This is a genomic window from Adhaeribacter terrigena (genome assembly GCF_016623615.1).
Lineage (GTDB): Bacteria > Bacteroidota > Bacteroidia > Cytophagales > Hymenobacteraceae > Adhaeribacter_A > Adhaeribacter_A terrigena.
In genome coordinates this window covers 1-24907 of record NZ_JAEHFX010000009.1, presented here as the reverse complement: position 1 = coordinate 24907, position 24907 = coordinate 1, and the positions used below count along the sequence as shown (strand labels likewise).

General features: G+C 47.7%; 14 protein-coding genes and 1 pseudogene. 10 read left to right on the top strand and 5 right to left on the bottom strand.

The window, feature by feature from the left end:
- Positions 1-34: 34 nt before the first annotated feature.
- From I5M27_RS15455 to I5M27_RS15445, 3 genes are all read right to left on the bottom strand, one after another.
- Positions 35-442: a hypothetical protein gene (locus tag I5M27_RS15455; protein ID WP_200507235.1), complete on the bottom strand. Its 408-nt coding sequence runs from the start codon at positions 440-442 to the stop codon at positions 35-37.
- 149 nt (positions 443-591) lie between these two features.
- Positions 592-1110 carry a CvpA family protein gene (locus I5M27_RS15450; protein ID WP_200507234.1) on the bottom strand — a complete coding sequence of 173 codons (519 nt, stop codon included), beginning with the start codon at positions 1108-1110 and terminating at the stop codon, positions 592-594.
- A gap of 77 nt (positions 1111-1187) precedes the next feature.
- Positions 1188-1649: a GatB/YqeY domain-containing protein gene (locus I5M27_RS15445; protein WP_200507233.1), complete on the bottom strand. Its 462-nt coding sequence runs from the start codon at positions 1647-1649 to the stop codon at positions 1188-1190.
- Between the two features lie 294 nt (positions 1650-1943).
- Here I5M27_RS15445 and I5M27_RS15440 point away from each other — a divergent pair, with 294 nt between their 5' ends.
- From I5M27_RS15440 to I5M27_RS15415, 6 genes are all read left to right on the top strand, one after another.
- Positions 1944-2669 carry a pyridoxine 5'-phosphate synthase gene (locus I5M27_RS15440; RefSeq protein WP_200507232.1) on the top strand — a complete coding sequence of 242 codons (726 nt, stop codon included), beginning with the start codon at positions 1944-1946 and terminating at the stop codon, positions 2667-2669.
- The gene (mnmH, locus tag I5M27_RS15435) at positions 2659-3699 is read left to right on the top strand and encodes a tRNA 2-selenouridine(34) synthase MnmH (protein WP_200507231.1); all 1041 of its coding nucleotides are present in this window, start codon (positions 2659-2661) and stop codon (positions 3697-3699) included. The genes I5M27_RS15440 and mnmH overlap by 11 nt, the downstream gene beginning before the upstream one ends.
- Positions 3700-3861: 162 nt before the next feature.
- Positions 3862-4914, top strand: a complete 1053-nt coding sequence (selD, locus tag I5M27_RS15430) for a selenide, water dikinase SelD (RefSeq protein WP_200507230.1) — start codon at positions 3862-3864, stop codon at positions 4912-4914.
- 7 nt (positions 4915-4921) lie between these two features.
- Positions 4922-5695 (top strand): alpha/beta fold hydrolase, encoded by a 774-nt coding sequence (locus I5M27_RS15425; RefSeq protein ID WP_200507229.1) that lies wholly within the window; start codon positions 4922-4924, stop codon positions 5693-5695.
- A gap of 309 nt (positions 5696-6004) precedes the next feature.
- On the top strand, positions 6005-6718 hold the full coding sequence (locus I5M27_RS15420) for an SAM-dependent methyltransferase (protein ID WP_200507228.1): 714 nt from the start codon (positions 6005-6007) through the stop codon (positions 6716-6718).
- 430 nt (positions 6719-7148) lie between these two features.
- Positions 7149-8405, top strand: coding sequence for a pyridoxal phosphate-dependent aminotransferase (locus tag I5M27_RS15415; protein ID WP_200507227.1), 1257 nt, complete (start codon positions 7149-7151; stop codon positions 8403-8405).
- Positions 8406-8917: 512 nt separating this feature from the next.
- Here the strand turns inward: I5M27_RS15415 and feoB are convergent.
- Positions 8918-11074, bottom strand: coding sequence for a ferrous iron transport protein B (gene feoB, locus I5M27_RS15410; protein WP_200507226.1), 2157 nt, complete (start codon positions 11072-11074; stop codon positions 8918-8920).
- A 3-nt stretch (positions 11075-11077) separates the two neighbouring features.
- Positions 11078-11308: a FeoA family protein gene (locus I5M27_RS15405; protein WP_200507225.1), complete on the bottom strand. Its 231-nt coding sequence runs from the start codon at positions 11306-11308 to the stop codon at positions 11078-11080.
- 526 nt (positions 11309-11834) lie between these two features.
- Between I5M27_RS15405 and I5M27_RS15400 the strand changes: the two genes are divergently transcribed.
- The 4 genes and pseudogenes from I5M27_RS15400 to I5M27_RS15385 all read left to right on the top strand — a co-directional run.
- Entirely contained in the window at positions 11835-15344 is a 3510-nt protein-coding gene (locus I5M27_RS15400; RefSeq protein WP_200507224.1) for a T9SS type A sorting domain-containing protein, read from the top strand.
- Between the two features lie 281 nt (positions 15345-15625).
- Entirely contained in the window at positions 15626-19222 is a 3597-nt protein-coding gene (locus I5M27_RS15395; RefSeq protein WP_200507223.1) for a T9SS type A sorting domain-containing protein, read from the top strand.
- Positions 19223-19813: 591 nt separating this feature from the next.
- Positions 19814-23272, top strand: a complete 3459-nt coding sequence (locus I5M27_RS15390; RefSeq protein WP_200507222.1) for a T9SS type A sorting domain-containing protein — start codon at positions 19814-19816, stop codon at positions 23270-23272.
- Positions 23273-23994: 722 nt separating this feature from the next.
- Positions 23995-24907, top strand: a pseudogene (locus I5M27_RS15385) (immune inhibitor A); the annotation flags it as partial.

The window sequence follows — 24907 nt, the reverse complement described above, 5'->3', positions numbered from 1 at the left end:
AAATGAGGAAATTAAGAAATGGCCTAAAAATTTATCATGAATCTAAGAATGAGTTTAAATTAGCAACTCTATTTACTCTAGGCTGAAGAAACCAAATACAAATTGGCCAAAAAATTATCATAAAGAATAATCCAATATATTCTCCAAACTTCGCTTCCCTATTCAATTCAATTGTTTTTAAAACTTTAGCAGGAAAAGCAATTGTATAATAAAAAGCATAAATAAGATAGAAACCTGGTAAAGCATAGACCCCAGTTAAACTTACTTTATTGGTCCCGGCCAGAACAGACATAACTATAAAGGAAGTAATGACCAAAAATCCATTTATAACAAACAGAGAATAATTCAACTCAACTTTTTTTTGCAAAAGAATATAAAGACAATGTCCATATGTAATTAGAATTGAGAGGAAAAGTATAAAGCCAACAAGTCCTAAAGCCATGTCTATAACTGAATGGCCCTCAATTGTAGTGTTAGACAGCAGCGACGAGAAGAACAAAACCAGAAAAATCTGCCAATGTTTAAGGTGTAAAATTTTCCTCACTCAACTTAATATTAAGAATACTGTTAATCAAAAGAATTAAACTCCCCTTAAAACAACCCTTTCAAAACACTTAGCAGCGATTTCGCAAACGGCAACATAAAACCGATCATATCTAAAGCCAGCGGCGTAGCTTTTACCACGTAGGGATAAATTACGGAAGTTCGGGAGGCGTTTTCGGCAATGCTGATACCGGCCATCTGGGAAACGTACAGCAACAGACCAATGGCCATGCACCATTTCAAAGCGCCGATGCCGGCACCCAACACGTTATCGAACAAACCAAGCGGCGTAAGACCAATGACTTTTTTGAGCAAAATGCCTACCATTCTTACGCCCAGAATAATAAGCACAAAAACTACCAGGAATGTTAGCAGCGGCAGCAAACCAAATACGTCGCCGATAAAACTTTTCATGACCGGAATGGCCACATTCAGGAGTTTCAGCCCACCCAAAACGCCGATGATCAAAGCTACCAAAGAAACGATTTCCAGCAGCAAGCCTTTTCGAAAACCCATGAATGCGCCGTAGGCAATGGGCACGGCCAGAAACCAGTCGAATGTTGTCACGTCAGAAAAAAATAAGCTATTCTAAAAAAAACCTCACAGGCTTTAAAAACCTGTGAGGTTTAAAAACGGTTCAAAAATTAAACGTCGGTATTGTTCAAAAGCGCATTTACGGCGTTAGAGATCGCTTTTCCGTCGGCTTGTCCGGACAGTTCGCGGGCAGCTACGCCCATAACTTTACCTAAGTCCGATGGGCTGGAAGCGCCTACGCGCTGAATGATCTCGTAGATCTTAATGCGCAGGTCGCCTTCGCTTAGCTGCTCGGGCAGGTATTCCTCAATAATAGCCAGTTCCGCCAACTCTACTTCTTCCAGATCGGAGCGGTATTGCTTTTTATACACTTCCGCCGATTCCCGGCGCTGTTTGGCGGCTTTGTTCAGCAGCTTCAGTTCCTGATCGGGCGTCAGGACTTCGGCCGCGCCTTTTTCGGTTTCGGCCAGCATGATCTGGCTTTTTATGCTGCGCAGGGCCTGCAAACGCACTTTATCTTTGGCCAGCATCGCCTGCTTAATATCGGCTTCAATTCTTTCTTTTAAGCTCATAGTTTTTATTATTTGGAAATTTGCAGATTTGGAAATTTGAAAATGAATTTCCTTTTCAGTCAGTTTATTTCAATTCACAATCAACAATTAGCAATCAACAATTCAGGCACTTTTCCGGCCCAAAAGTCTAGCGTTTTGGAAAGTACGGAGAAAGCCGTAAAAGTTCTGAATAAAAGACCGTAATTTTGTTCTCGATTTTTCAACCGTCTGGTATTCGATTATTCGACTCTTTCCAGGATAATCCATACCAATTTGTCGATCATTCGAACTTCGAACCACCTAACATTCGAAAAAATGACTAAACTGAGCGTAAATATAAACAAAATTGCCACTATCCGGAACGCCCGCGGCGGCGGCAACCCCGACCTGATAAAAGTGGCCTTGGATTGCGAACGTTTCGGTGCGCAGGGTATAACCGTGCACCCGCGCCCCGACGAACGCCACATCCGCTACCAGGACGTGCTGGACCTGAAAAAAGTAGTTACCACCGAATTCAATATTGAAGGCAACCCTACCCCGGACTTTCTGGAACTGGTAAAACGCGTAAAACCTGAACAGGTAACCTTGGTGCCGGACGCCCCGGACGCCATTACTTCCAACGCCGGCTGGGACACCGTAAAACACCAGGCTTTCCTGAAACTGACCATCAAAGAACTGCAGGATCTGGGCATGCGCGTTTCCATCTTCGTAGATCCGGTGGCCGAAATGGTAGAAGCTGCCAAAGAAACCGGTACCGACCGCATTGAACTTTATACCGAAGCCTACGCCAAAAATTATCACCAGAACCGCGAAGCCGCCCTGGAGCCCTACAAAACGGTAGCCATTTTAGCTCAAAAACTCGGCCTCGGTTTAAATGCCGGCCACGACCTTGATCTGGATAACCTGAAATATTTGCATCAGAATTTACCCGGCCTGCTGGAAGTTTCCATCGGGCATGCCCTGATCTGCGATGCGCTTTATTTCGGCCTGGAAAACACCATTCAGCTTTACTTGCGTCAGTTAGAAAATTTTGATCAATAAAATTCCCATTTCCGAAGTTCTTCGCCTGAAAGAAAACCTACCGTTGCTGGACATTCGTTCACCGAAGGAATTTGCGGCGGGTCATATTCCGGGTGCGTTAAGTTTTCCGCTTTTCTCCGACGAAGAACGCCACCAGATCGGCACGGCTTACAAGCAGATTTCCCAGGAAAAAGCGGTGCTGATGGGTTTGGATTTCTTTGGGCCGAATATGAGCGCCATGGTAAAACAGGCAAAAAAGCTGGCGCCGCAGAAGGAAGTTTTGCTGCACTGCTGGCGCGGCGGCATGCGGAGTCAAAGCGTAGCCTGGCTCCTGGACCTGGCTGGTTTCAATGTTCATTTGCTGGATTTCGGTTATAAAAGTTACCGGCATTTTGCGCTGGAAACTTTTGCCCAGAAATATCCGCTGCTGATTTTAGGCGGCGCCACCGGCAGCGGAAAAACTGATATTCTAACGGAACTTCAAAAGCTGGACGAACCGGTAATCGATCTGGAAAAGCTGGCCAGCCACAAAGGCTCCGCGTTTGGTACCATTGGTATGCCACCACAAGGCAGCATCGAGCAATTTGAGAATGATCTGGCTTTGGAGCTGGCAGCTTTAGACCTGAGCAAAACCACCTGGCTCGAAGATGAAAGCATCAGCATTGGCAAAGTAAATATCCCACGCCCTTTTTACGACCAGATGCGCGCCGCTACCGTTCTGAAACTGGAAATTCCCCGGGAAGTAAGAGTGAAAAAGCTGGCTGAAGAATACTGTAAAGTTGATAAAGCAGTATTAGCAAACTCAATTACCAGAATTCAGAAACGCCTCGGCGGTTTAGCCACCAAAGAAGCCTTAGCCGCCATCGAAGAAGGCGACATGGAAAAAATGGTAGAAATTGCTTTGGTTTACTACGATAAAGCCTACCAGTTCGAACTCGATCACAAAGAAAATATTCAAATCATAAACGTACCGCTGGAAACTACCAATGCTGCCGAAAATGCCGAAATTGTATTGGAGGTGGCGAAGAAAAACGGTATGCTTTTGAGGTGAAAAAGTAGTTATTCGAGACTCTCCCCTTGAGGGGAGCCGGTGGGGTGTTTTACACATTTAGAAAAAAAATCTGATAACATAAAGCACCCTATAACTCCCCACAAGTGAAGAATCAAAAACGAAAAGCCTTCTTAAGTGAGCAATAAAATAAAAACAGAACCCATGTCTGATATAGAAATAGCCGAAATAAAATTAACGCAATACAGCCATGGTGCCGGTTGCGGCTGCAAGATCTCCCCGAAAGTGCTTGACCAGATCCTGCATTCCGCCATTGTAATTCCGAAGGATAAAAACCTGCTGGTGGGCAACGATTCGCGCGACGATGCAGCGGTTTACGACCTCGGCAACGGACAAGCCATTATCAGCACCACCGATTTTTTCATGCCGATCGTAGACGATGCCTTTGATTTCGGGCAAATTGCTTCAGCCAATGCTATCTCCGATGTGTATGCGATGGGCGGGAAACCACTGATGGCTATTGCGGTGTTGGGCTGGCCTATTGATAAGTTAGCGCCGGAAGTAGCCCGAAAAGTAATTGAAGGCAGCCGGCATTTGTGTCACCAGGCCGGCATTCCATTAGCCGGCGGGCATTCCATTGATTCGCCGGAGCCGATCTTTGGCCTTGCGGTTACAGGAATGGTACAGATCGAAAACCTGAAACAGAACAACACCGCTACCGCAGGCTGCGAACTTTACCTGACCAAACCGCTGGGCGTAGGCATTTTAACCACCGCGCAGAAAAAAGGCATTCTAAAATCCGAACACATCCAGATTGCGCCAAAGCAAATGATGCAGTTGAACAAGATCGGCGCGGAATTAGGACAACTTAAAAGTGTAAAAGCCCTGACCGACGTAACCGGTTTCGGACTTTTAGGTCACTTAACCGAAATGTGCGAAGGCAGCAACCTGAACGCCGAAATTGAATTCAGCAAAGTACCGAAAATCGAAGAAGCCGAAGCATATCGTTTGCAGAAAGCCATTCCCGGCGGCACCAACCGCAACTTCGACAGCTACGGTCACAAAGTAGGCCCTTTAACCGACGAACAGAAACATTACCTCTGCGACCCACAAACTTCCGGCGGTTTACTGGTAGCCGTTTCGCCGGATAACCGGGAGGAAGTTCTGGAAATTTTTGAGAAATTTGGCCTGCATTTAGAAGCCTTTGGCAAACTGACCGCCGCCAACGGTGCAACCGAACGCATTCAAGTTAAGTAACCCAACTATGAAACTACACTTCCGCACCATCGGCGAAGGCCAGCCATTTGTAATTATGCACGGCCTTTTCGGCACCTCCGATAACTGGCAAACCCTGGGCCGCCGCTTTTCTGAAACGCACAAAGTTTACCTGGTAGACATGCGCAACCACGGCCGCTCCGACCACAGCCACGAGTTCGATTACCAGCTCATGGCCGACGATATCAAAGAATTTGTGCAAAGCGAAAACCTGCAGAACCCGATCATCATGGGCCACAGCATGGGCGGCAAAGCAGCCATGAATTTCGCGCTGCAAAACCCGGATATGCTGGAAAGATTAATTGTGGTAGACATTGCGCCGAAAGCTTATCCGGTTCATCACGACCAGATCATTGAAGGCCTGAGATCGGTGGACTTAGCCAGCTTAAAAAGCCGCACCGAAGCCGATGAAAAACTCCAGCCTTTCGTTCCGGAAGCCGATACACGATTGTTTTTGCTCAAGAACCTGTACCGCAAAGAAGACAATACTTTTGATTGGCGCGTAAACCTGAGATCGGTAGAGGAAAACATCGATAAACTGGGTGCCGCCATCGCTTCCGATGCTCCGTTTACCAAACCAACCTTGTTCGTTCGCGGCGGAAAATCGCGCTACATTAAACCCGAAGACGAATTCGACGTGATCTGCCATTTGTTCCCGAACGTTGAGATCGAAACCATCGAAGAAGCGGGCCATTGGGTACACGCCGAAGCTCCGGATAAATTCTACGACATCGTGATGAATTTCCTGAATTTGGTAAAGTAGGTTTTGGATGATGGTAGCAGGATTTTGGTATCTGGACTTTTTGAGTAAAAACGGTAGCGTTTTTGGCCTGAAAAGTCAAAGACCAGACTCTTGTTATTGAGTCGAACCCTCCTACATTATTGCGTCATCCCGAGCGAAGCCGAGGGAACTCACGCGTACCGAACCCGCACGAAAACTAATCTCAGTTCTTAAGCAACAGGAATTTATCGCTCAGTCGCTTAAAGCTCCCTAGTAGTACCGGTAAGTTTCTTCGACAAGCTCAGAATGACGCAATAAATTTTTCTTCACTTAAATTAAAATCTCCACTCCTTGAACAAAGGCATCCTCTACCTCATCCCCACAGTTCTCGCCGAAGACACGGCCGCCACAGTAATTCCGCCGCAGGTTATAAACACCGTAGCTGATCTGGATTATTTCCTGGTGGAAAACGCGCGTACGGCCCGCCGGTTCGTGAAAACCATTTCGCCGGAAAAAGTGATCGAGCAATTGCAGTTTACGGTGGTAGATAAAGACACGCCGCCGGCGGAAGTCAAGAAAGCCCTGCAGCCGATTTTAGATGGAAAAGATGGCGGCGTAATTTCCGAAGCGGGTTGTCCGGGCATTGCCGATCCGGGAGCGGAACTGGCCAAATATGCGCACCAGTTCGGGATAAAAGTGGTGCCGTTGGTAGGGCCTTCGGCTATTTTGCTGGCGCTAATGGGTTCGGGTTTCAACGGACAGAGTTTTGCGTTTCACGGTTACATTCCCATCGATAAAAAATTGCGGTTTCAGGCCATCAGAAATCTGGAAGCGGAAATGCTGAAACGCGACCAGACCCAGATTTTCATGGAAACGCCTTACCGCAACAATCAGCTTCTCTCCGATCTGATGAGCACCCTGAGCCCCGGAACAATGTTGTGCGTTGCCGCCAACATTACCGCACCGGACGAATTGCTGCAAACCAAAACCGTAGCGGAATGGAAACAAAAACTTCCCGACCTGCACAAGATCCCCACGGTTTTCCTGATCTACAAAGGCGTATAAAACGCTAGGGTTTGGGGCGCGAAAAGTCCTGGTTTGCGATTATTCCACGTTCTTTTTGTCTGAACGCGATTTTAAGGATTAAAGGATTCACCTGATTTTTCGCTAAAAGAATTATTTCAGCCTCAGAGTGTAATCAGGAAATGAAAGTTAAAAGGTAACCGAAACCCCTGCTTTAAAATTAGTATTCATTTCAAAACTTTCACCGTGCTTTGATCGCAATTTTCTCTTTATGGACTTAGCCAGCTTTTCTCCTGAATTTGAATATTTTTTTTCGAAATGAAATCCTGTTCATCTTTTCAATCCATAAAATCGTGTTCAGACAATCCTGCCAGCGTAACGTCAGAAAATTATTTTTCCGCATAAACCGAAAGCTTGCCAAAACTGGCGGGCTTTTTTTATGTTCTCTTCCTAGCACCCTTATTTTCTTACCATGACCAGATTAAGCCAGCTTGCCGAAACCCTTATCGGCTCCGAAATCGTCCGCTTAGGCAACCAGATCAGCGCCCGCATCCGCAACGGCGAAAAGATCTACAACTACACCATCGGCGATTTCGACCCGAACATTTTCCCCATTCCCCTAGAACTCGAAGCCGGCATCATCGACAGTTATCAGCATCATTATACCAATTATCCTCCCGGCGAAGGCGTACTGGAGCTCCGGCAGGCGGTGGTGCAATTCATTCAGGAACGGGAAGGCCTTACCTACGATATATCCGAGATCCAGATCGCCAGCGGCGGCCGGCCGCTGATCTACTCCCTTTTCCGCACGGTGGTAGATCCGGGAGACAAAGTGATTTACGCCGTACCTTCCTGGAACAACAACCATTACGTGCACATGACCGGCGGCACTCATTGCGTAATAGAAGCCCTGCCGGAAAACAATTTTATGCCGACGGCCGCCCAGCTGGAACCGCACATGCAAGGGGCCGCCTTGCTTTGCCTCTGCACTCCGCAAAACCCGACCGGCACCACTTTCAGCAAAGAAGAACTGGAAAAAATTTGTGACCTGGTGCTTGCAGAAAACGCGCGCCGCAGCCCGGAAGAAAAGAAGCTTTACGTCATGTTCGATCAGATCTATTTCACCCTGACCTACGGCGAAACGCAACACTACAACCCGGTTTCCTTACGGCCGGAAATGAAAGCCTACACCATTTTTATCGATGGCATGTCGAAAGCGTTTGCGGCAACCGGGGTGCGGGTAGGCTGGTCGCTGGGGCCGGCCAATGTGATAGGCAAAATGAAAGCCCTGCTCAGCCATATCGGGGCCTGGGCACCCATGGCGGAGCAGAAAGCCGCCGCCGATTTCCTGCTTCAGCCAGATGCCATAAATAATTTCCTGACGGAATTTAAAGCCAGGCTTGAAGCGCGTTTACTGGCGTTTTACCAAGGCATAATCGACCTGAAAGAGAAAGGCTATGCGCTGGATGCCGTTGCTCCCCAAGCCGCCATTTACCTCACCATCCGGATGGATCTGGTAGGCAAATCTTATCAGGGACAAAAGCTTGAAAACCAGGGCATGGTTACCGATCTGCTTTTAAGCGAAGCCAAACTGGCCCTTGTACCGTTCTACGCCTTCGGTGCCAGCCCCGATTCGCCCTGGTACCGCCTGAGCGTAGGCACCAGCAAAACCGAAGAAATCTCCGAAATGCTTTCGAAACTGGAAAACTTCCTGGCGCAGCTTCAGTAATTCTGTAAGCTGGATAAAACAAAAGCGCCTGCAGGCATAAATCCTGCAGACGCTTTTGTTTTATCCTAATAGTGATCCCTTCCTACTCCTCCAAAGGGTAAACTTGCAGGGATTTTTTTTTATCCGGTCATGTCGACGTGAGGTGAAACCGCAGGTTCGGCCTTGCCAGATCTCATCCGGTTGGTAATAAAGTTTGCTATTGAGTTTTGAAGCCTGAAAGCATAGCGTTTTGCCCCATGCATGCGGCAAGTTTAGGCGCAGCCGTAAATCATTGGCCAGTTTGCAACTGGCCTTGCCTGCAAGGCAATCAAAGTCGCTGCTATGAAATTTTGAAATAATTGATCAGCAGCTCCCGCCTTTCTAAACTGGCTATCAGGAAAGTCACAAGTTACGGCTGCGCCTAAACTTGCGACATGCTTTAACCTTTAATCCTTGTGTGCAATCTCTGTCGCTAAATCATTGCTGCAGTAGCAAAAAAGCCCTCCCCTGAATCAGGAGAGGGCTGGGTGGGGTCACGACAGCCAGCTATAAGCTGCCCAGGCCGAAACGTAGGCTAAACCGGTCATGTAGAGAGCTTGCAGGATCGGCCATTTCCAGCCTTTGGTTTCGCGGTACACTACGGCAATGGTACTCATGCACTGCATGGCAAACGCGTAGAACAGCAGCAAAGAAAAACCACGCGCCGGGTTGAAGAACATCTCCCCGTTCTCGTCTTTTTCCATCGCTAATTTCTGTTGGATCGTGGCTTCTTCTTCCTCAGCGCCCACGCTGTAAATGGTGGCCATGGTTCCTACGAACACCTCGCGGGCAGCAAAGGAAGTCAGCAAGGCAATGCCGATTTTCCAGTCGTAACCCATCGGGCGGATGGCCGGCTCAATGAAGTGACCGAACTCTCCGGCGTAGGAAGATTCGAGTTTGTAGGAAGCAATTTTATTAGCGGTCTCTTCTTCGGTCAGGTTCAGTTTTTGCGCTTCGGCGGTGGCAGTTTTTTCGGCATTTTCCATAGCGTTTCCGGGGCCGTAAGTAGCCAGTACCCACAGAATAACCGAAATAGCTAGGATCACTTTACCCGCCTGGAAAACGAACGCTTTTACTTTTTCTACAATGGTTAAACCCACATTTTTCCAGCGCGGCATTTTGTAAGTAGGGAATTCCATGATAAAGAAACTCCGCTCTTTGGTTTTCAGGAAAAATTTCAGCGCCATGGCCGAAAGCAATGCCGCCACAAAACCGAGCAGATACATACCCATAAGCACAATGCCCTGCAAATTCAGGAAGCCGAAGTAATACTTTTCGGGAATGATCAGGGCAATGATAACCGTGTAAATCGGGATGCGGGCCGAGCAACTCATGAGCGGCGTCACGAAGATCGTGATCATGCGGTCTTTCCAGTTATCGATGGTGCGCGTGCTCATAATGGCTGGCACGGCACAGGCAGCGCCGGAAATTAAGGGCACCACACTTTTACCGCTGAGCCCGAATTTACGCATGATCTTGTCCATCATAAACGTCACGCGGGCCATGTAACCGGTTTCTTCCAGAATGGCAATAAAGGCAAACAAAATGGCGATCTGCGGAATAAAGATCAAAATCCCGCCTAGACCGGCAATAATGCCTTCAGTTAAAAGATCGACCAAAGGGCCGCTAACGCGCTCGTGAATAAAGCCGTTCAAAGCCCCGATACCGGCATCGATCAGATCCATCGGATAGCTGGCCCAGGCAAAAATAGCCTGGAACATCAGGAACAAAACCGCAAAGAAAATCAGATAACCGAAAACCTTATGGGTTAGTACCTTATCGAGTTTGTTGCTGAACTGTTCGTTCGTTTCCGCTTTTACCACCCGCACCGAATCGAGCAGCAACTCGTTTATAACGGTGTAGCGTTCAATGGTTTCGGTAGCCTGCAGCGTGTTCGAATCGAATTTATTTTCCTTCAGCAGGTCTTCGATGTAGCTTTTATCGTCGTCGGCAAGGAAGCTTAATTTTTTGTACTGGTGCGCGTAATGCAGCGCCAGGTAATCGTTTTTCAGTTCGAAGTAATACCGGATCTGGCGCACCAGGGTAAGCAGTTCTTCGGGAATCTGATAGAAAGGCTGGTTTAAACCGGCAAGCTGCTGCGAGGCCAGAATTTTCAGCGCCGTAATGCCAATGCCTTTGCGGGCATTCATCGGAATAACCGGCACGCCCAGATCCTGCTGCAGTTGCTCTACGTTTATTTGCACGCCGTGCTCTTCGGCCACGTCCATCATGTTCAGGGCAAGCACCAAAGGCAAACCCAGATCAGCGAGTTGGGTAAAAAGTAACAGGTTGCGTTTCAGGTTCGAAGCATCAGCCGTTACAATGATCAGATCCGGATAGGCTTCCGATCTTTTGTTGTGGATCAGATCGATGATCACTTTTTCATCCAGTGACTTCGGGTAAAGCGAATACGTGCCGGGAAGGTCAATGATCTGGGCCTTGAGGTTAGGCGTAAGCTGGCTGATGCCGGTTTTCTTATCGACGGTTACGCCAGGGAAGTTGCCTACTTTCTGGTTTAAGCCGGTAAGCTGGTTGAAAAGCGAGGTTTTGCCGGAATTCGGATTACCTATAAGCGCGATCCGGGGAACACGGGGTTGAGGCGCACTCTGGCTCGCCCGTTTTTCTTCCGGTGAAATGAGAACTTCTGGCATAGACTAAGCTTTCAGCAGAATGGTTTCTGCTTCATCTAAACGCAGGGAAAGCGTATAATCGTTTATAATAATCGTGATCGGATCGCCAAGCGGGGCGCGGCTGTTGAGTTTAACCGTAGTGCCTGGAATGCAGCCCATCTCGAGCAGTTTCAACCCCATTTCCGGATCTTTCAGCCGCCAAATAGTGCCTGATTCCCCGACCTTTAAATCCCGAACGCTTTTTTCTTTCTGCACAGCCGCTTATTCTTATTTAGACTCAGTATAAACAGATGCAAGTTACGGCAGGTTTCTTTTTAATCCAAAAAGGATAGCGTTTTTTAACCATTCCAATTAAAAACGGTAGGGTTTTGGCCGCAAAAAGTATGGAAGGAAGTTCCGGTTTAAAGCTTAGCCAGCTCAATAGAAGCTGATAAACTGTCCGTTTCGGGTTTCCGCTTCCGGAGCGAAATCAATAATTTTCTGAATGCTGCTTTAAATAAAAGGGAAATAAAAATTAAAAAGAAGGTACACCTGCTTGCTGATAACTACTTAAAAAGTGGCAAAAGCCCGGCACCAATACAGCACTTTAACCGGCCAACATATAAACATATCCCTGAAAATTCTGTTTAACATGACAACATCGCACACAAAACACATTAACATTATGTTATGTTTTCTTCACTAAAAAACCTTGGAAATTAGTTGCTTATGTTTTGCTTATTATTATAGAAATCATAAATTGAGCGAACAATCATTCCTATCACTTCTTAATTTCTGTTTAATGAAAAGACTTTTACCGCTATCACTCTTTCTGTGGATGCTGACAGGGGTTGCCTGGGGGCAAACCTGTACCACAACCATCACTACTTTCCCTTATTTCGAAAATTTTGAGGGAGCGAACCATGGCTGGACAACGGGCGGCTCGAATAATAGCTGGGCCCTCGGAACACCAGCAAAATCTGCGATCACAGGCGCAGCTTCCGGTACAAAAGCCTGGACCACCAACCCAACCGGAAATTACAACAACGACGAAGACAGCTATGTGCTGAGCCCTTGCCTCAATATGAGCACCATGATCGCTCCTATTGTGCAGATGAAGATCTGGTGGGATTCGGAAAACGGCTGGGACGGAACTGTACTACAGGCTTCCACCAACGGCGGCACAACCTGGCAGACCATTGGTACGGTAGGTGCCCCGAACAACTGGTACAACAACAGCAGCATCAGCGGTGCCCCGGGCGGGCAGTCTATTGGCTGGAGCGGCTCCGGCACCCTGAGCAGCGGCGGCTGGGTAACAGCCAAACACGTTTTAACCGGCTTGGGCGGACAAGCTAACGTAAGACTGCGCCTTGCATTCGGTTCCGACCTTAGCGTAAACAGCTACGATGGTGTTGCTTTCGATGATTTCACAATTTACGATACCCCGGCAAACGATGCAGGTGTAACTGTGATCAACTCCCCGGCTACCCCTGTTACTCCAGGAGCAGCTACCCCGGTACAAGTAACGGTTAAAAATTACGGTACTTCACCCCTTACTTCTGCTACACTTGGTTTCCGCATCGGCAATGGCCCGGTAACTACCATTAACCATACCTTTACTACGCCACTGGCGCTTAACGCTTCTTCTACCCCTATTACCATTGGCAGCAACAACTTTGCCGCAGGTACTTACACTGTTAAAGCCTGGACCCGTTTACCAAACGGCGTTGCCGACGGACTTCCTTTTAATGATACTACCGTAGTTTCGGTTATTGCATGTAACGCTTTAAGCGGTACATTAACCATTAATAAAAATGCACCTTCTTCGGCCACTAACTTTACCAGTTTTGCTTCGGCTGTTCAGGCCATTAGCAGCTGCGGTATCTCTGGCCCGGTAACTTTTAACGTTGTAGCTGGTTCAGGCCCTTACAACGAGAAGATTACCATCGGGAACGTACCGGGCACCACTGCATTAAATACCGTTACTTTTAACGGCAATGGCAACGTTCTTAGCAGCGGCATTTCAAGCACTGATGCTATGATCACGCTGAACGGTACAAAGTATATGCGTTTTAACAACCTGGTTCTGAATGCTGACCCGAACTCTCTTAGCGGCTCTGGTTTATATTTAACGAATGGCGCGCAGAACAACCACTTTACTGGCAATACTGTTTCCCTAAGCACTTCTACCACCAGCACTTCGTATGGTATCCGTTTACAGACCGGTGCCAACACCAACAACCTCTTCCAGAACAACATTGTGAAAGGTGGTTACTACGGCGTTTATAATTACGGTAGCTCCGCTGCTCCGGCAAACAACAACCAATATATCAACAACCAGATCAGAGACCCATACTATTATGGTATGTATTTCTATTACGGTGCGAACAACCTGATAGAAGGAAACGACATCAGCCGTGCTACCCGCACCAATGGCGGCTGGATGTATGGCATGTATTTCTCAACTGCCTCTACCGGCAACACCATCAGCAAGAACCGGATTCACAACGTTAATGATGTTTCAGGTACCCAGAACGGTACCATTTACGGCATTTATATTGCCGTAGGTTCTAGTGTTGGTTCTGAAAACGTGGTGAAAAACAACGCAATCTATAACGTTGTACCAGACCAGGGTTCTGCTTATGGCTTTTACAACAGCGGCGGCAACGGCACCCATTACATTCATAATACGGTAGCTTTACACAACCCGAATTATACCGGCACCGGTACGTTACGCGGCATGTACTTCCTGTCTGCGTCTACCAACGTGAAGTTCACCAACAACATCATCAGCATCGATGCCGGCACTACCGGTACAAAACATGCTATCTACTTAGGCTCTACTACTATCTCCCTGGTAAGCAATGGCAATAACTATTATGTACCGGGCGGCAGCGTAGGCTATTATTCTTCAAACCGAAATACATTAGCCGACTGGAAAACTGTTAACAGCAATGCTTACGACCAGGCCAGCGTTTCCAGCGATCCGTTATACTTCAATCTGGCAACCGGTAACCTGCGCCCTAACTCGGTAGCAATCGATAACGCCGGCATCAGCGGCCAGAACGTTCCAAACGACATTGTAGGCACAGTTCGCAGCACTACTACTCCAGACCCAGGGGCTTACGAATTCTCTGTACCACCTAATGATGTAGCAGTAATTGCTGTTTCCGGCCCGGTATCAGGTTGCGGCCAGACCAACCAGGAAACCGTTACTGTTACCATTAAGAACTTCGGTTCAAACACCCAGACCTCCATTCCGGTAAGCTACAAAGTAAATGGTACCGCAACAGGTACCGGCACCTGGACCGGCACCCTGCCTCCAAACGCAACCGCTACCCATACCTTTACTACCAAAGCGAACTTAGCGGCCCGTGGCACTTACGATATTGAAGGTTCTACCAACCTGACAAGTGATCAGGATAACACCAACAATGCTACTACTTTAACCGTTGCCAACGCATTACTGCCAAACATGCCGGTTACCTTAAACTTCGAAGCCCCGCTGAGTGGCCTGGATGCAGCTGTAGTAGTGACAAACAAATACTCTATGATAACGGAAGGTGCTGCGGCAAGCAAAGGCACCGGTTCTACCAAAGGCATGATCATGGAAGGTATCGATCATTCGAGCTGGGAAGTTCCGGTAGGCATTACTGATCCTTGGCTCAGCAACCCGGATTTCTTCTCCGCTATCAGAATGTGCTTAAATACTGCTGTTAATGGAAATGACTCGATCATCATGACCTTCGACCTGAAGCAGCTGTATAAAACCACGCACTACAACACCAACTTCCGCATTGCGGTTAATGGCAGACAGATTCCGGTTTATGAGAATGGCAAACTGAAGAACACGCTGAACCCTCCTTTCGGTGGTTACGATTCCCAGGGTGCTCCGTGGAAAGCGATCAAAGTTGACCTGACTCCGTACAGAAACACCGGCGTGATCCAGATCAGCTTCGGCAGCAGCGTGAAAGAAGGTTATCAGAACGGCAGCGGCACCGCTAACCTGATCGATAACATTGAAGTATTCACTGTGGCTGGCCCAACCGGCGTGAAAGAGAACATCCTGCAAAGCAACGTAGTAGTGTTCCCGAACCCGTCTAATGGTTTATTCAACCTGAAAGTACCTGCTACTACCCGTAACTACTCGGTAGAAGTAATGGACCTGACCGGTAAACTGATAAAACAGCAAACCGTAACCAACAACGCCGGTACAACCCAACTGAACCTGAACGGCACGGCCAAAGGAATCTACATCTTGAAGATCGCTTCTGAAGGAAACGTAGCTACCCGCAAGCTGATCGTGGAATAATTCATAGATCAAACCTAAAGCAAAAAACGCTATCGTTTTAGCTTTCAAAACTCAAAAGCCCCGAAGATACTTCGGGGCTTTTTTTATGCATAATATTTTTATTAGCTGTGGTTTAATGTTAAAAAAAACGGTAGGGTTTGCGGGAGAAAAAGTGCTTTGCAGTTTACAAGGGCAGATATCAGGATAAATTCTTACATAAGCCTGATTATCAAATTGTTTTGATATAATAAAAAATCATATATTTATTGCAAACATATTATCAACCCTTTAAAATCTATACTATGACGACAAGATTACCCCATTTTCTTTTGCTCTTCATTAGCGCTTTAGGTTTTATAATAAGTCCTGAAGCTAGTGCGCAGAACGTGCCCGAGCTGATGTATTACAAATTCGATAGTCCGGGTTCCACAGTACAAAACAGCGCCAGCACTCCGGTCGGCACCAATCCGGCAACCATAAGCGGCGCTACCATTGCCAGCCCCGGCCAGTTTGGCAGCGCCTTAGCCGGAAACGGCGGCGCTTCGGGGAGCAATGCCGTAAATACCGGCTGGAATCCGAACCTGACCGGCCCCTGGACAATGTCGATGTGGTTTAGCGGCATTACCAACACTTTAAGCAGCAATTACTTTTTCGGGAGTTCCAGCGGTACTACTTTCCGGGCTTTAACCGGCACCGGAGTAGTAGCCGGCGGCGGTAACCTGGAAATAAGAAGCACCGGCATGACCGACGTTTTTGCCAACAACGTTTTTGATGCCACCGGTACGCCGGTAGTCATTCACTTTGTATATAATCCAACCGTTCCGGATATTAAAGTTTATGTGAACGGCGTATTTAACAACGCAGTAGCCCAGCCAGCCAACCTGAGCATAAACGGCACCACGCCTTTCCTGGTGGGCGGTTATGGCACGAACAACGGCTTACCAAGCGGCGGAAAATTGGATGAGTTCCGGTTGTATAACCGGGCGCTTACGGCGGCTGAAATTGCCTCTACCTGGAACCAGACGCTCCCGCTGGTAGTATCGCCGAACGATGCAGGGGTTTCGGCTATTACCGGACCGGTTTCACCTACTACGCCCGGCAACCAGAATATTCAGGTTAAAATAAAGAACTACGGCAGCGGCCCGCTAACCAGCACGCAGGTAAACTGGAAAGTTGGCAATACTACCGGTACGCCATTTTCCTGGTCGGGCAACCTGGCTTCTCTCGCCGAAAGCAACCCGGTAAACATCGGTACTTTCAACTTTCCGAACGGTACCCATACCCTGAAAGCCTGGACCCAGAACCCGAACGGCGCAACCGACGGCAATGCGTATAACGACACTACTTACACCACCATTATTGCCTGTAACGCCTTAAGCGGCACTTATACCATCAATAAAAATGCCCCGGCAACTGCTACCAATTTCACCAGCTTTGCTTCGGCCATCCAGATCCTGAATACCTGCGGCATTACCGGGGCGGTTACGTTTAACGTGGTAGCAGGCAGCGGCCCCTATACAGAGCAGATTGTCTTAAATTCAATAAACGGCCAAAACGCAACCAATACCATTACTTTTAACGGCAACGGCAATACTATTACGGTAAATCCGGGAGCAACCAACCTGGGCATTATTACCCTTAATGGCACAGATTATACCCGGTTCAATGGTTTTATTCTGAACCTGGATGCTTCTGCAACCATGGGCTGGGGCGTACAGTTAATGAATGCCGCTAATAACAACACGATCTCAAACTGCACCATAAACCTGCCTCCCGCGTCCACCAGTTCCAATATTAACGGCATTGGCTGGGGAACCACTATCTCTACCACCGGAAACCATGCCAGCAATACCCTGATCCAGAACAACGTTATAAACGGCGGGTACTACGGCATCAGGTTGAATGGAAGTACCGGCGGAGCAGATGCGCTAAACAATCAGATCATCAATAACCAGATCCGCGACACGTATATCTACAGCATTTACCTGAACAATACCGATGGCACGGTGATAGAGCGAAATAATATTTCGCGGCCTACCCGCAGTTCTGTAAGCACTTTTTATGGCTTGTTTACTACCGGTACAACTAAAAATGCCCTGATCGCTAAAAACCGTTTCCATAATGCTTTCGGCGCCAACCCTACCACTACCAACGCTGCCTACGTCATTTATTTTTCCAGCACCGACGCGCCCGCCGGCTCCGAAAACATTGTAAAGAACAACCTGATCTACAACATCAATACCAACGGCACGATCTACGCCATTTATAATATCGGTTCCGATGGGGTTTACGTTTTCAACAACACCATAGATCTTAACAATCCGACCAACAGCGGTACAGTACGCGCATTCTACCAGTCTACTGCCGCTACCAACCTGAAATTCAATAACAACATTATTTCTATGGGCGGGGCATCAGGCAGTAAGCACGGCATTTACCTGGGCACCACCACTACTGCTATTGTCAGCAACTACAACGTATTTAACATGACGATGGGCAGTGTGGGTTTTCACAGCACCGACCGGCCAACCCTGGCGAACTGGCGGACGGCGAACGGGGGCATTTACGACCAGAACAGCGTTGCGGCCGATCCGGTTTTTGTGAATCCTGCCGCGGGAAATTACCGGCCTTCTTCGGTGGCGGTAGAAAATATGGGCACGCCGCTGGCCGCCGTAACCGATGATATTACTGGTGCTGCGCGTGGCCCGATCCCGGATCCGGGTGCTTATGAATTCAGCGTATTCCCGAACGATGTGGGCGTTTCTTTCATTTCCGGCCCGCCAAGCGGCTGCGGACTTACGGCCAGCGAAACAATAACGCTTACCATTAAAAACTACGGCACCTTAACGCAAACCACCATTCCGGTAAGCCTCGTAGTAAATGGAAACCCAGCAGCTACAGCAACCTGGACAGGAACTTTAGGGCCGAATGCAACGGCTGCGTTTACCTTCCCGACCAGCGTTAACCTCGCTGCTGCCGGCACTTACCAGATCATTGGCAAAACGCTTGCAAATGATGCTAACCCAAGCAACGATGCCGACACCATCTATATTACCAATTCGCTTTTGCCGCAAGGCCCGGTTAACCTGAATTTCGAAACCCCGACAACCGGCACCAATGCCATGCGCAGCGTTACCAATGCCCATTCTACCATTACAGAAAGCACGAATGCTGCCACTGGCGCCGGCTCTACCAAAGGCATGATCATGGCGGGAGTAAACAATGCAGGCTGGGTGGTTCCGGTGGGTATTACAGATCCATGGTTAAACAACCCGACCCATTTCTCGGCCGTGTACCTTTGTTATACCCCACACACCGGTGGCCCCAACGATACGCTACGGCTTTCTTTCGATCTGAAGCAGCTTTATAAAACCACGCACTACAACACCAATTTCCGGGTTACGGTAAACGGCAAACAGGAAGGGCCAACCTATAATCCTCCTTTTGGCGGTTATGGCGGCGGCGCAGCCCCCTGGACCCACGTAGAAGTTGATCTTTCTAAATACCTGAACAGCCTAACTATAGAAATTGGACTGGAAAGCAGCGTAAGCGAAGAATATAACAACGGAAACGGCACCGCCAACCTGATCGATAACATTGAAGTTGAGCGAATAGCAGGACGCATGGGCGGCATTGGCATCTCCGAAAACATCCTGCAAAGCAACTTGGTAGTGTTCCCGAACCCGTCTAATGGTTTATTCAACCTGAAAGTGCCGGCTACTACCCGCAACTACTCGGTAGAAGTAATGGACCTGACCGGCAAACTGGTAAAACAGCAAACCGTAACCAACAACGCCGGTACTTCCCAACTGAACCTGAACGGCACGGCCAAAGGAATCTACATCTTGAAGATCGCTTCTGAAGGAAACGTAGCGACCCGCAAGCTGATCGTGGAATAATTCATAAAGCAAACTTTAAAGCAAAAAACGCTATCGTTTTAGCTTCCAAAACTCAAAAGCCCCGAAATTAATTTCGGGGCTTTTTTTTGTTTCCAGCCAGGTAAAAGTTTCCAAGTGAAAAACGGTAGGGTTTTAAGCTTAAAAAGTATGCATCACCGTGCTTCCTAAAGAAAAAAAGCAAAGCCCGGAATTTCAGAATATTAATCCAAAACTTGGCTTAAAAACGGTAGTTAAATCTGCCTGCAAAAGATGAAAAACGGTAGGGTTTAGGAGCAAAAAACTCCTTGCTATCAGGCTTTATTTTGCGACCTTATAAAAATCGGATTTAGATCAACCAATTTCTCTCACCTGCTAAATATAGAGTTTCACCCATATAAAATCACCATTTACCAATTCTAAAAATCTCTTTGTAATAACCAAATATTTATGTTGATAAAATGTAAATAACAGCGAAACAAATTGGACTTCAGAGTACAAAAAGCCTTTTTTTTAGGGAAAATACTCACTATTAATGAGTTATATTTTCAATTCCAGGGAATAATTAATAAATTAAGGCATCAAAATATTTTATCATTATCTAACGCTTTTTACATGAACAAATTTACTCCGCTTTTTCTTTTATGCGTCTTTCTGCTCTTCGGCCGGAGTGGCCAGGCACAGTCGCCAATAACCATTGGTACTGGCACCTCGGCTTCGGGAGCAAACGTTTTATTCTCTACCAATACGGGCAGCAACCTGTGGTCTAAATCGGCCTCGTTGTATACCGCTGCAGAAATTATTGCCGCCGGCGGCAGTGCAGGAAATATCTTTAAAATTGCCTGGAACAAGCAGGGCTCTGGTGAATATACCCATGGCAATGCCCACCTGAATATTTACATTAAAGCGGTAACTAAAACCACACAGGCCGGCGCCTCGCTGGACTTTCATACCAATCGGGGAAATGCGATCCTGGTTTATTCTTCTACCACCCACAGCTTTATGACGGGCACCGGCTGGAATGAAATTCACCTCCAGACCCCTTTTCTTTGGGATGGCACCAGCAACCTGGAAGTAATAACCGCTTTTCACCACCCTACTACTTTAACGGCCAACATGACCTGGCAATATACCGTTGCTACTGATATGAATATGTCGCGGGTTAATTCTACGGAACTTGGAAGCCAGACCATGTTTTTACAAAGCAACCGCCCGAATATACAGTTTACCATTACGCCTAATACGCCCTGCACCACGCCGCCAACTCCCGGCACTGCAACGGCCAGCGTAACTTCGATCTGCTCCAACACGAATTTCAACCTGAACGTAGCCGGCACTTCTTATGGCCTTGGCCAGACTTACCAGTGGGAAAAATCGGCTACCGGAACAGCTCCCTGGACCCCGGTTGGCACGCCGGCTGCCATCCCTTATTTCACGACTTCGCAAACTTCCACCAACTTTTACCGCCTGGCAGTAACCTGCAGCGGCCAGACTGCTTACACCAACAGCGTACAGGTTTACACCAACCCTACTCCACTGGCAGGAACGTATACCATCGATAAAAACAGCGCTTCTACAACCACTAACTTTACCAGCTTCCAGGCTCTGATTGAAGAACTGGCTTGCCGTGGCATTTCCGCGCCAGTAACAGTTAACGTAGCTACCGGCTCCGGACCTTACAACGAACAGATTATACTTACCAATATTACCGGCATAAGCGCTACCAACACCCTGACCTTTAACGGCAATGGCAACAAGATCGCCTTTGCGCCTAGTTCTGCCAACCGCGCGGTAGTGCAGTTAGACGGCATGGACCATACCACTTTCAATAACTTTAAGATTGAGGCTACCGATGCTACGTATGGTTGGGGCTTCCATTTATTGAACGGCGCCGATAACAACACCATCAGCAACAACACCATTACCATTACTTCTACCAGCACTACCGAAGCAAGTACGGGTGGTATTATATTCTCAAATTCGCTTACATCTGTAACGGTTGCAGGAAACACCGGTAACAACAACGTAATTTCCGGCAATACCATTGTTGGTGGCTACAAAGGCATTCATGTAAACAGCGTAGTTACCACCGCAAGCAATAACCAGATCATAAACAACACTATAAAAGATTTTTATGCCGATGGTATTAAAATAAATGCAGCAAAAGGCACCCTGGTAGAAGGAAACGACATCAGCCGTCCAACCCGCGCCACCACTACTACCTTTACCGGAATTGAGCTCGGCGATAACTCCCAGTTAACAGTAGTGAGCAAAAACCGCATCCATAACGTAGCCGGCGGCGATCTTACCCCAACTTCGGTTAGCTACGGTATTAACACTACCAGTGCCGATGCACCGGCGGGTTCGGAAAACGTTTACAAAAACAACCTGATCTACAATTTCAACTCTACCGGCACGATCTACGGCATTTACAATTCAAATTCCGATGGCTCCCATTATTACCACAACACCATCGATCTTGATAATGCCAGCAATACCGGCTCGGTACGGGGTTTCCACCAAACGGCTGCTGCAAGCAACATTCGTTTTATCAACAACGTGATCAACCTGAACGCCGGCGCCACCGGCACGAAACATGCTTTGTATTTCAACACCACGACGTCGGCCATTACCAGCAACAACAACGTGCTTTACATCGCGCCGGGCCTCAGCAATGCGCACACAGGTTACTATTCAGGCAATAAAACTACTTTAGTCGATTGGAAAACTGCCAACAGCAATGCTTTCGACCAGGCCAGTATTGCCGCAGACCCGGTATTTATTAATGCCGCCGGCGGAAACCTGCGCCCTAACGCTGCAGCCCTCGATAATACCGGCCAGGCTTTACCGGCCGTTACCACCGATATAACGGGTGCAACCCGCAGCACCACTACGCCGGACCCGGGTGCCTTCGAGTTTACTATTCCTGCCAACGATGTAGCCGTTACCAATATTTCGGGCCCGGTTTCGGGCTGTAACCTGACTACTGCCGAAGCCATTACCATTACGCTCCGTAACTTTGGTTCTGCTACCCAAACCAGCATTCCGGTAAACTATAAAGTAAACGGCACCACCATTGGCACCGGCACCTGGACCGGTACCCTGGCGCCGAATGCAACAGCTACTTACCTTTTCACCCAGACTGCAAACCTGGCCACCAGCGGCGCTTATGTAATTACTGCGCAAGCCACCCTTGCCACCGACGCCAACCCGGCAAACGATACCCTTTCTGCAACCATTGGCAACGCTTTATTAACGAATATGCCAATTGTTTTCGATTTTGAAACAACGGCTAATGGCACCGGCGCGCTGCGGGTAATTACAAAAAGCAACTCCAATATTACCGAAGGCGCTGCCGCCAGCAACGGTTCCGGTTCTGCCAATGGCATGATCATGGAGGGCGTAAGCAGTACACAATGGGCAACTCCGGCCGGCACCGTAAATCCCTGGACGAACAATCCGGATCATTTTTCGGCCGTTTATTTCTGCTTTACCCCAAACACCGCTCCACAGGATACTTTATTCCTGACCTTCAACCTGAAGCAGCTTTACAAAGACTCGCACCTGAATACCAACTTCCGGGTTACGGTAAACGGCAAACAGGAAGGGCCAACGTATACCCCTCCTTTTGGGGGCTACGATTCGCTGGGGGCAACCTGGGATACTATCCAAATCAATCTGGAGCAGTATAAGCACTTGGGCAGCATCGAGATCGGGCTGGAAAGCAGCGTGAAAGAAGAATTTGCGAACGGTAACGGCACCGCCAACCTGATCGACAACATTGAGATCTTTAAAGTGGCTGGTCCAACCGGCGTAAAAGAGAACATCCTGCAAAGCAACGTAGTAGTGTTCCCGAACCCGTCTACTGGTTTATTCAACCTGAAAGTGCCGGCTACTACCCGTAACTACTCGGTAGAAGTAATGGACCTGACCGGCAAACTGGTAAAACAGCAAACCGTAACCAACAACGCCGGTACTTCCCAACTGAACCTGAACGGCACGGCCAAAGGAATCTACATCTTGAAGATCGCTTCTGAAGGAAACGTAGCGACCCGCAAGCTGATCGTGGAATAATTCATAAAGCAAACTTTAAAGCAAAAAACGCTATCGTTTTAGCTTCCAAAACTCAAAAGCCCCGAAATTAATTTCGGGGCTTTTTTTTGTTTCCAGCCAGGTAAAAGTTTCCAAGTGAAAAACGGTAGGGTTTTAAGCTTAAAAAGTATGCATCACCGTGCTTCCTAAAGAAAAAAAGCAAAGCCCGGAATTTCAGAATATTAATCCAAAACTTGGCTTAAAAACGGTAGTTAAATCTGCCTGCAAAAGATGAAAAACGGAAGCTGCAAAACTCCAGCAATGCTGCACTTCATTTCCGGATAATATCTGCCTTAAACCTACGAATGAAATTCTTTAACCAGCAGTCAAACATATAAACCATTTTTATGTTATACAATTGCATTTCAATTTACATACAACAAGCTTCTGCATCTTAAAAAAAATTACGTTAACAACAAGCAGAAAGCAGTACAAAACCACCACACGCACCAATATAACACAATTACCTTTAAAACAAAATAAAGCATTATTTCAGTGCTTTTCAGAAACTTATAAAAAAACATTCATCTTAAAAACACAATCAAAAAACATACTTCAAACACAATCTTGTCAATTTATTAACAAAAGAAAACGGTTTATATTTTATAATACTATATTTATCTATAAATTAGCACGCTAACATTGCATTACTCCACTTTTTAAACCTACTGCACATGAAAAAACTAATACCCTTTTCACTGCTTATGTGGATACTCGTAGGGCAAGCCTGGGGGCAAACCTGCACAACCACCATTTCCACCTTTCCTTATTTTCAAAACTTCGATACCGGAGCAGGCGGCTGGACCAGCGGCTCGCTTCCGGGAGCTGTAGGAGCAAATTCGTGGGCTTTAGGGGCTCCGGCCGGCGCTACCATTAATTCGGCGCCTTCCGCTCCCAATGCCTGGGTAACCAACCTCAGCGGAAATTATAACGACCAGGAAGATTCATACGTGATGAGCCCCTGCTTCAACTTCACAAGCCTAGTAGCGCCAATTTTTTCGGCTAAAATTTTCTGGCATACTGAAAATGGCTGGGATGGTGCTGTTCTGCAGTCTTCTATCGATAATGGAAGTACCTGGCAGACTGTTGGCACGGTTGGCGCACCCAATAACTGGTACAACAATAGCAGCATAAGTGGAACGCCGGGTGCCCAGTCTATGGGTTGGAGCGGGAACGGCACAACTGGCAGCGGGGGCTGGGTAATCGCCAAACACGCGCTCACAGGCTTGGGCGGCCAGGCTAACGTAAAGCTTCGCATCTCATTCGGCTCCGATTTTAGCGTAACCTACGAGGGATTCGCTTTCGACGATGTGGCCGTGATTGAAACCCCTTCTTTAGATTTAGAATTAACGGCTTTTACTTCCCCGAATTCTGGTTGTGCGTTAACAGCAACTGAAAACGTTTGCGTGACCATTACCAACAAAGGCATTGCCGCGCAATCTAATTTCCCGGTAAGCTACCAGATCGGCAGCGGCCCGGTAGTTACCGAAACCGTAACGGCCAGCATCGCGCCGCTTGGCACATACACGTACTGCTTCAGCCAGAAAGCAAACCTGGCAACGCCGGCCCAATATACCATTACGGCTACCACCTTATTAGCCGGCGACGGCGACCCGA

What these genes read in the sequence shown, in the direction of transcription:
- I5M27_RS15455 (WP_200507235.1), bottom strand. Translation starts at nt 442, where the DNA reads ATGGCTTTAGGACTTGTTGGCTTTATACTTTTCCTCTCAATTCTAATT.
- I5M27_RS15445 (WP_200507233.1), bottom strand. Translation starts at nt 1,649, where the DNA reads ATGAGCTTAAAAGAAAGAATTGAAGCCGATATTAAGCAGGCGATGCTG.
- I5M27_RS15440 (WP_200507232.1), top strand. Translation starts at nt 1,944, where the DNA reads ATGACTAAACTGAGCGTAAATATAAACAAAATTGCCACTATCCGGAAC.
- selD (WP_200507230.1), top strand. Translation starts at nt 3,862, where the DNA reads ATGTCTGATATAGAAATAGCCGAAATAAAATTAACGCAATACAGCCAT.
- I5M27_RS15425 (WP_200507229.1), top strand. Translation starts at nt 4,922, where the DNA reads ATGAAACTACACTTCCGCACCATCGGCGAAGGCCAGCCATTTGTAATT.
- I5M27_RS15415 (WP_200507227.1), top strand. Translation starts at nt 7,149, where the DNA reads ATGACCAGATTAAGCCAGCTTGCCGAAACCCTTATCGGCTCCGAAATC.
- feoB (WP_200507226.1), bottom strand. Translation starts at nt 11,074, where the DNA reads ATGCCAGAAGTTCTCATTTCACCGGAAGAAAAACGGGCGAGCCAGAGT.
- I5M27_RS15400 (WP_200507224.1), top strand. Translation starts at nt 11,835, where the DNA reads ATGAAAAGACTTTTACCGCTATCACTCTTTCTGTGGATGCTGACAGGG.
- I5M27_RS15395 (WP_200507223.1), top strand. Translation starts at nt 15,626, where the DNA reads ATGACGACAAGATTACCCCATTTTCTTTTGCTCTTCATTAGCGCTTTA.
- I5M27_RS15390 (WP_200507222.1), top strand. Translation starts at nt 19,814, where the DNA reads ATGAACAAATTTACTCCGCTTTTTCTTTTATGCGTCTTTCTGCTCTTC.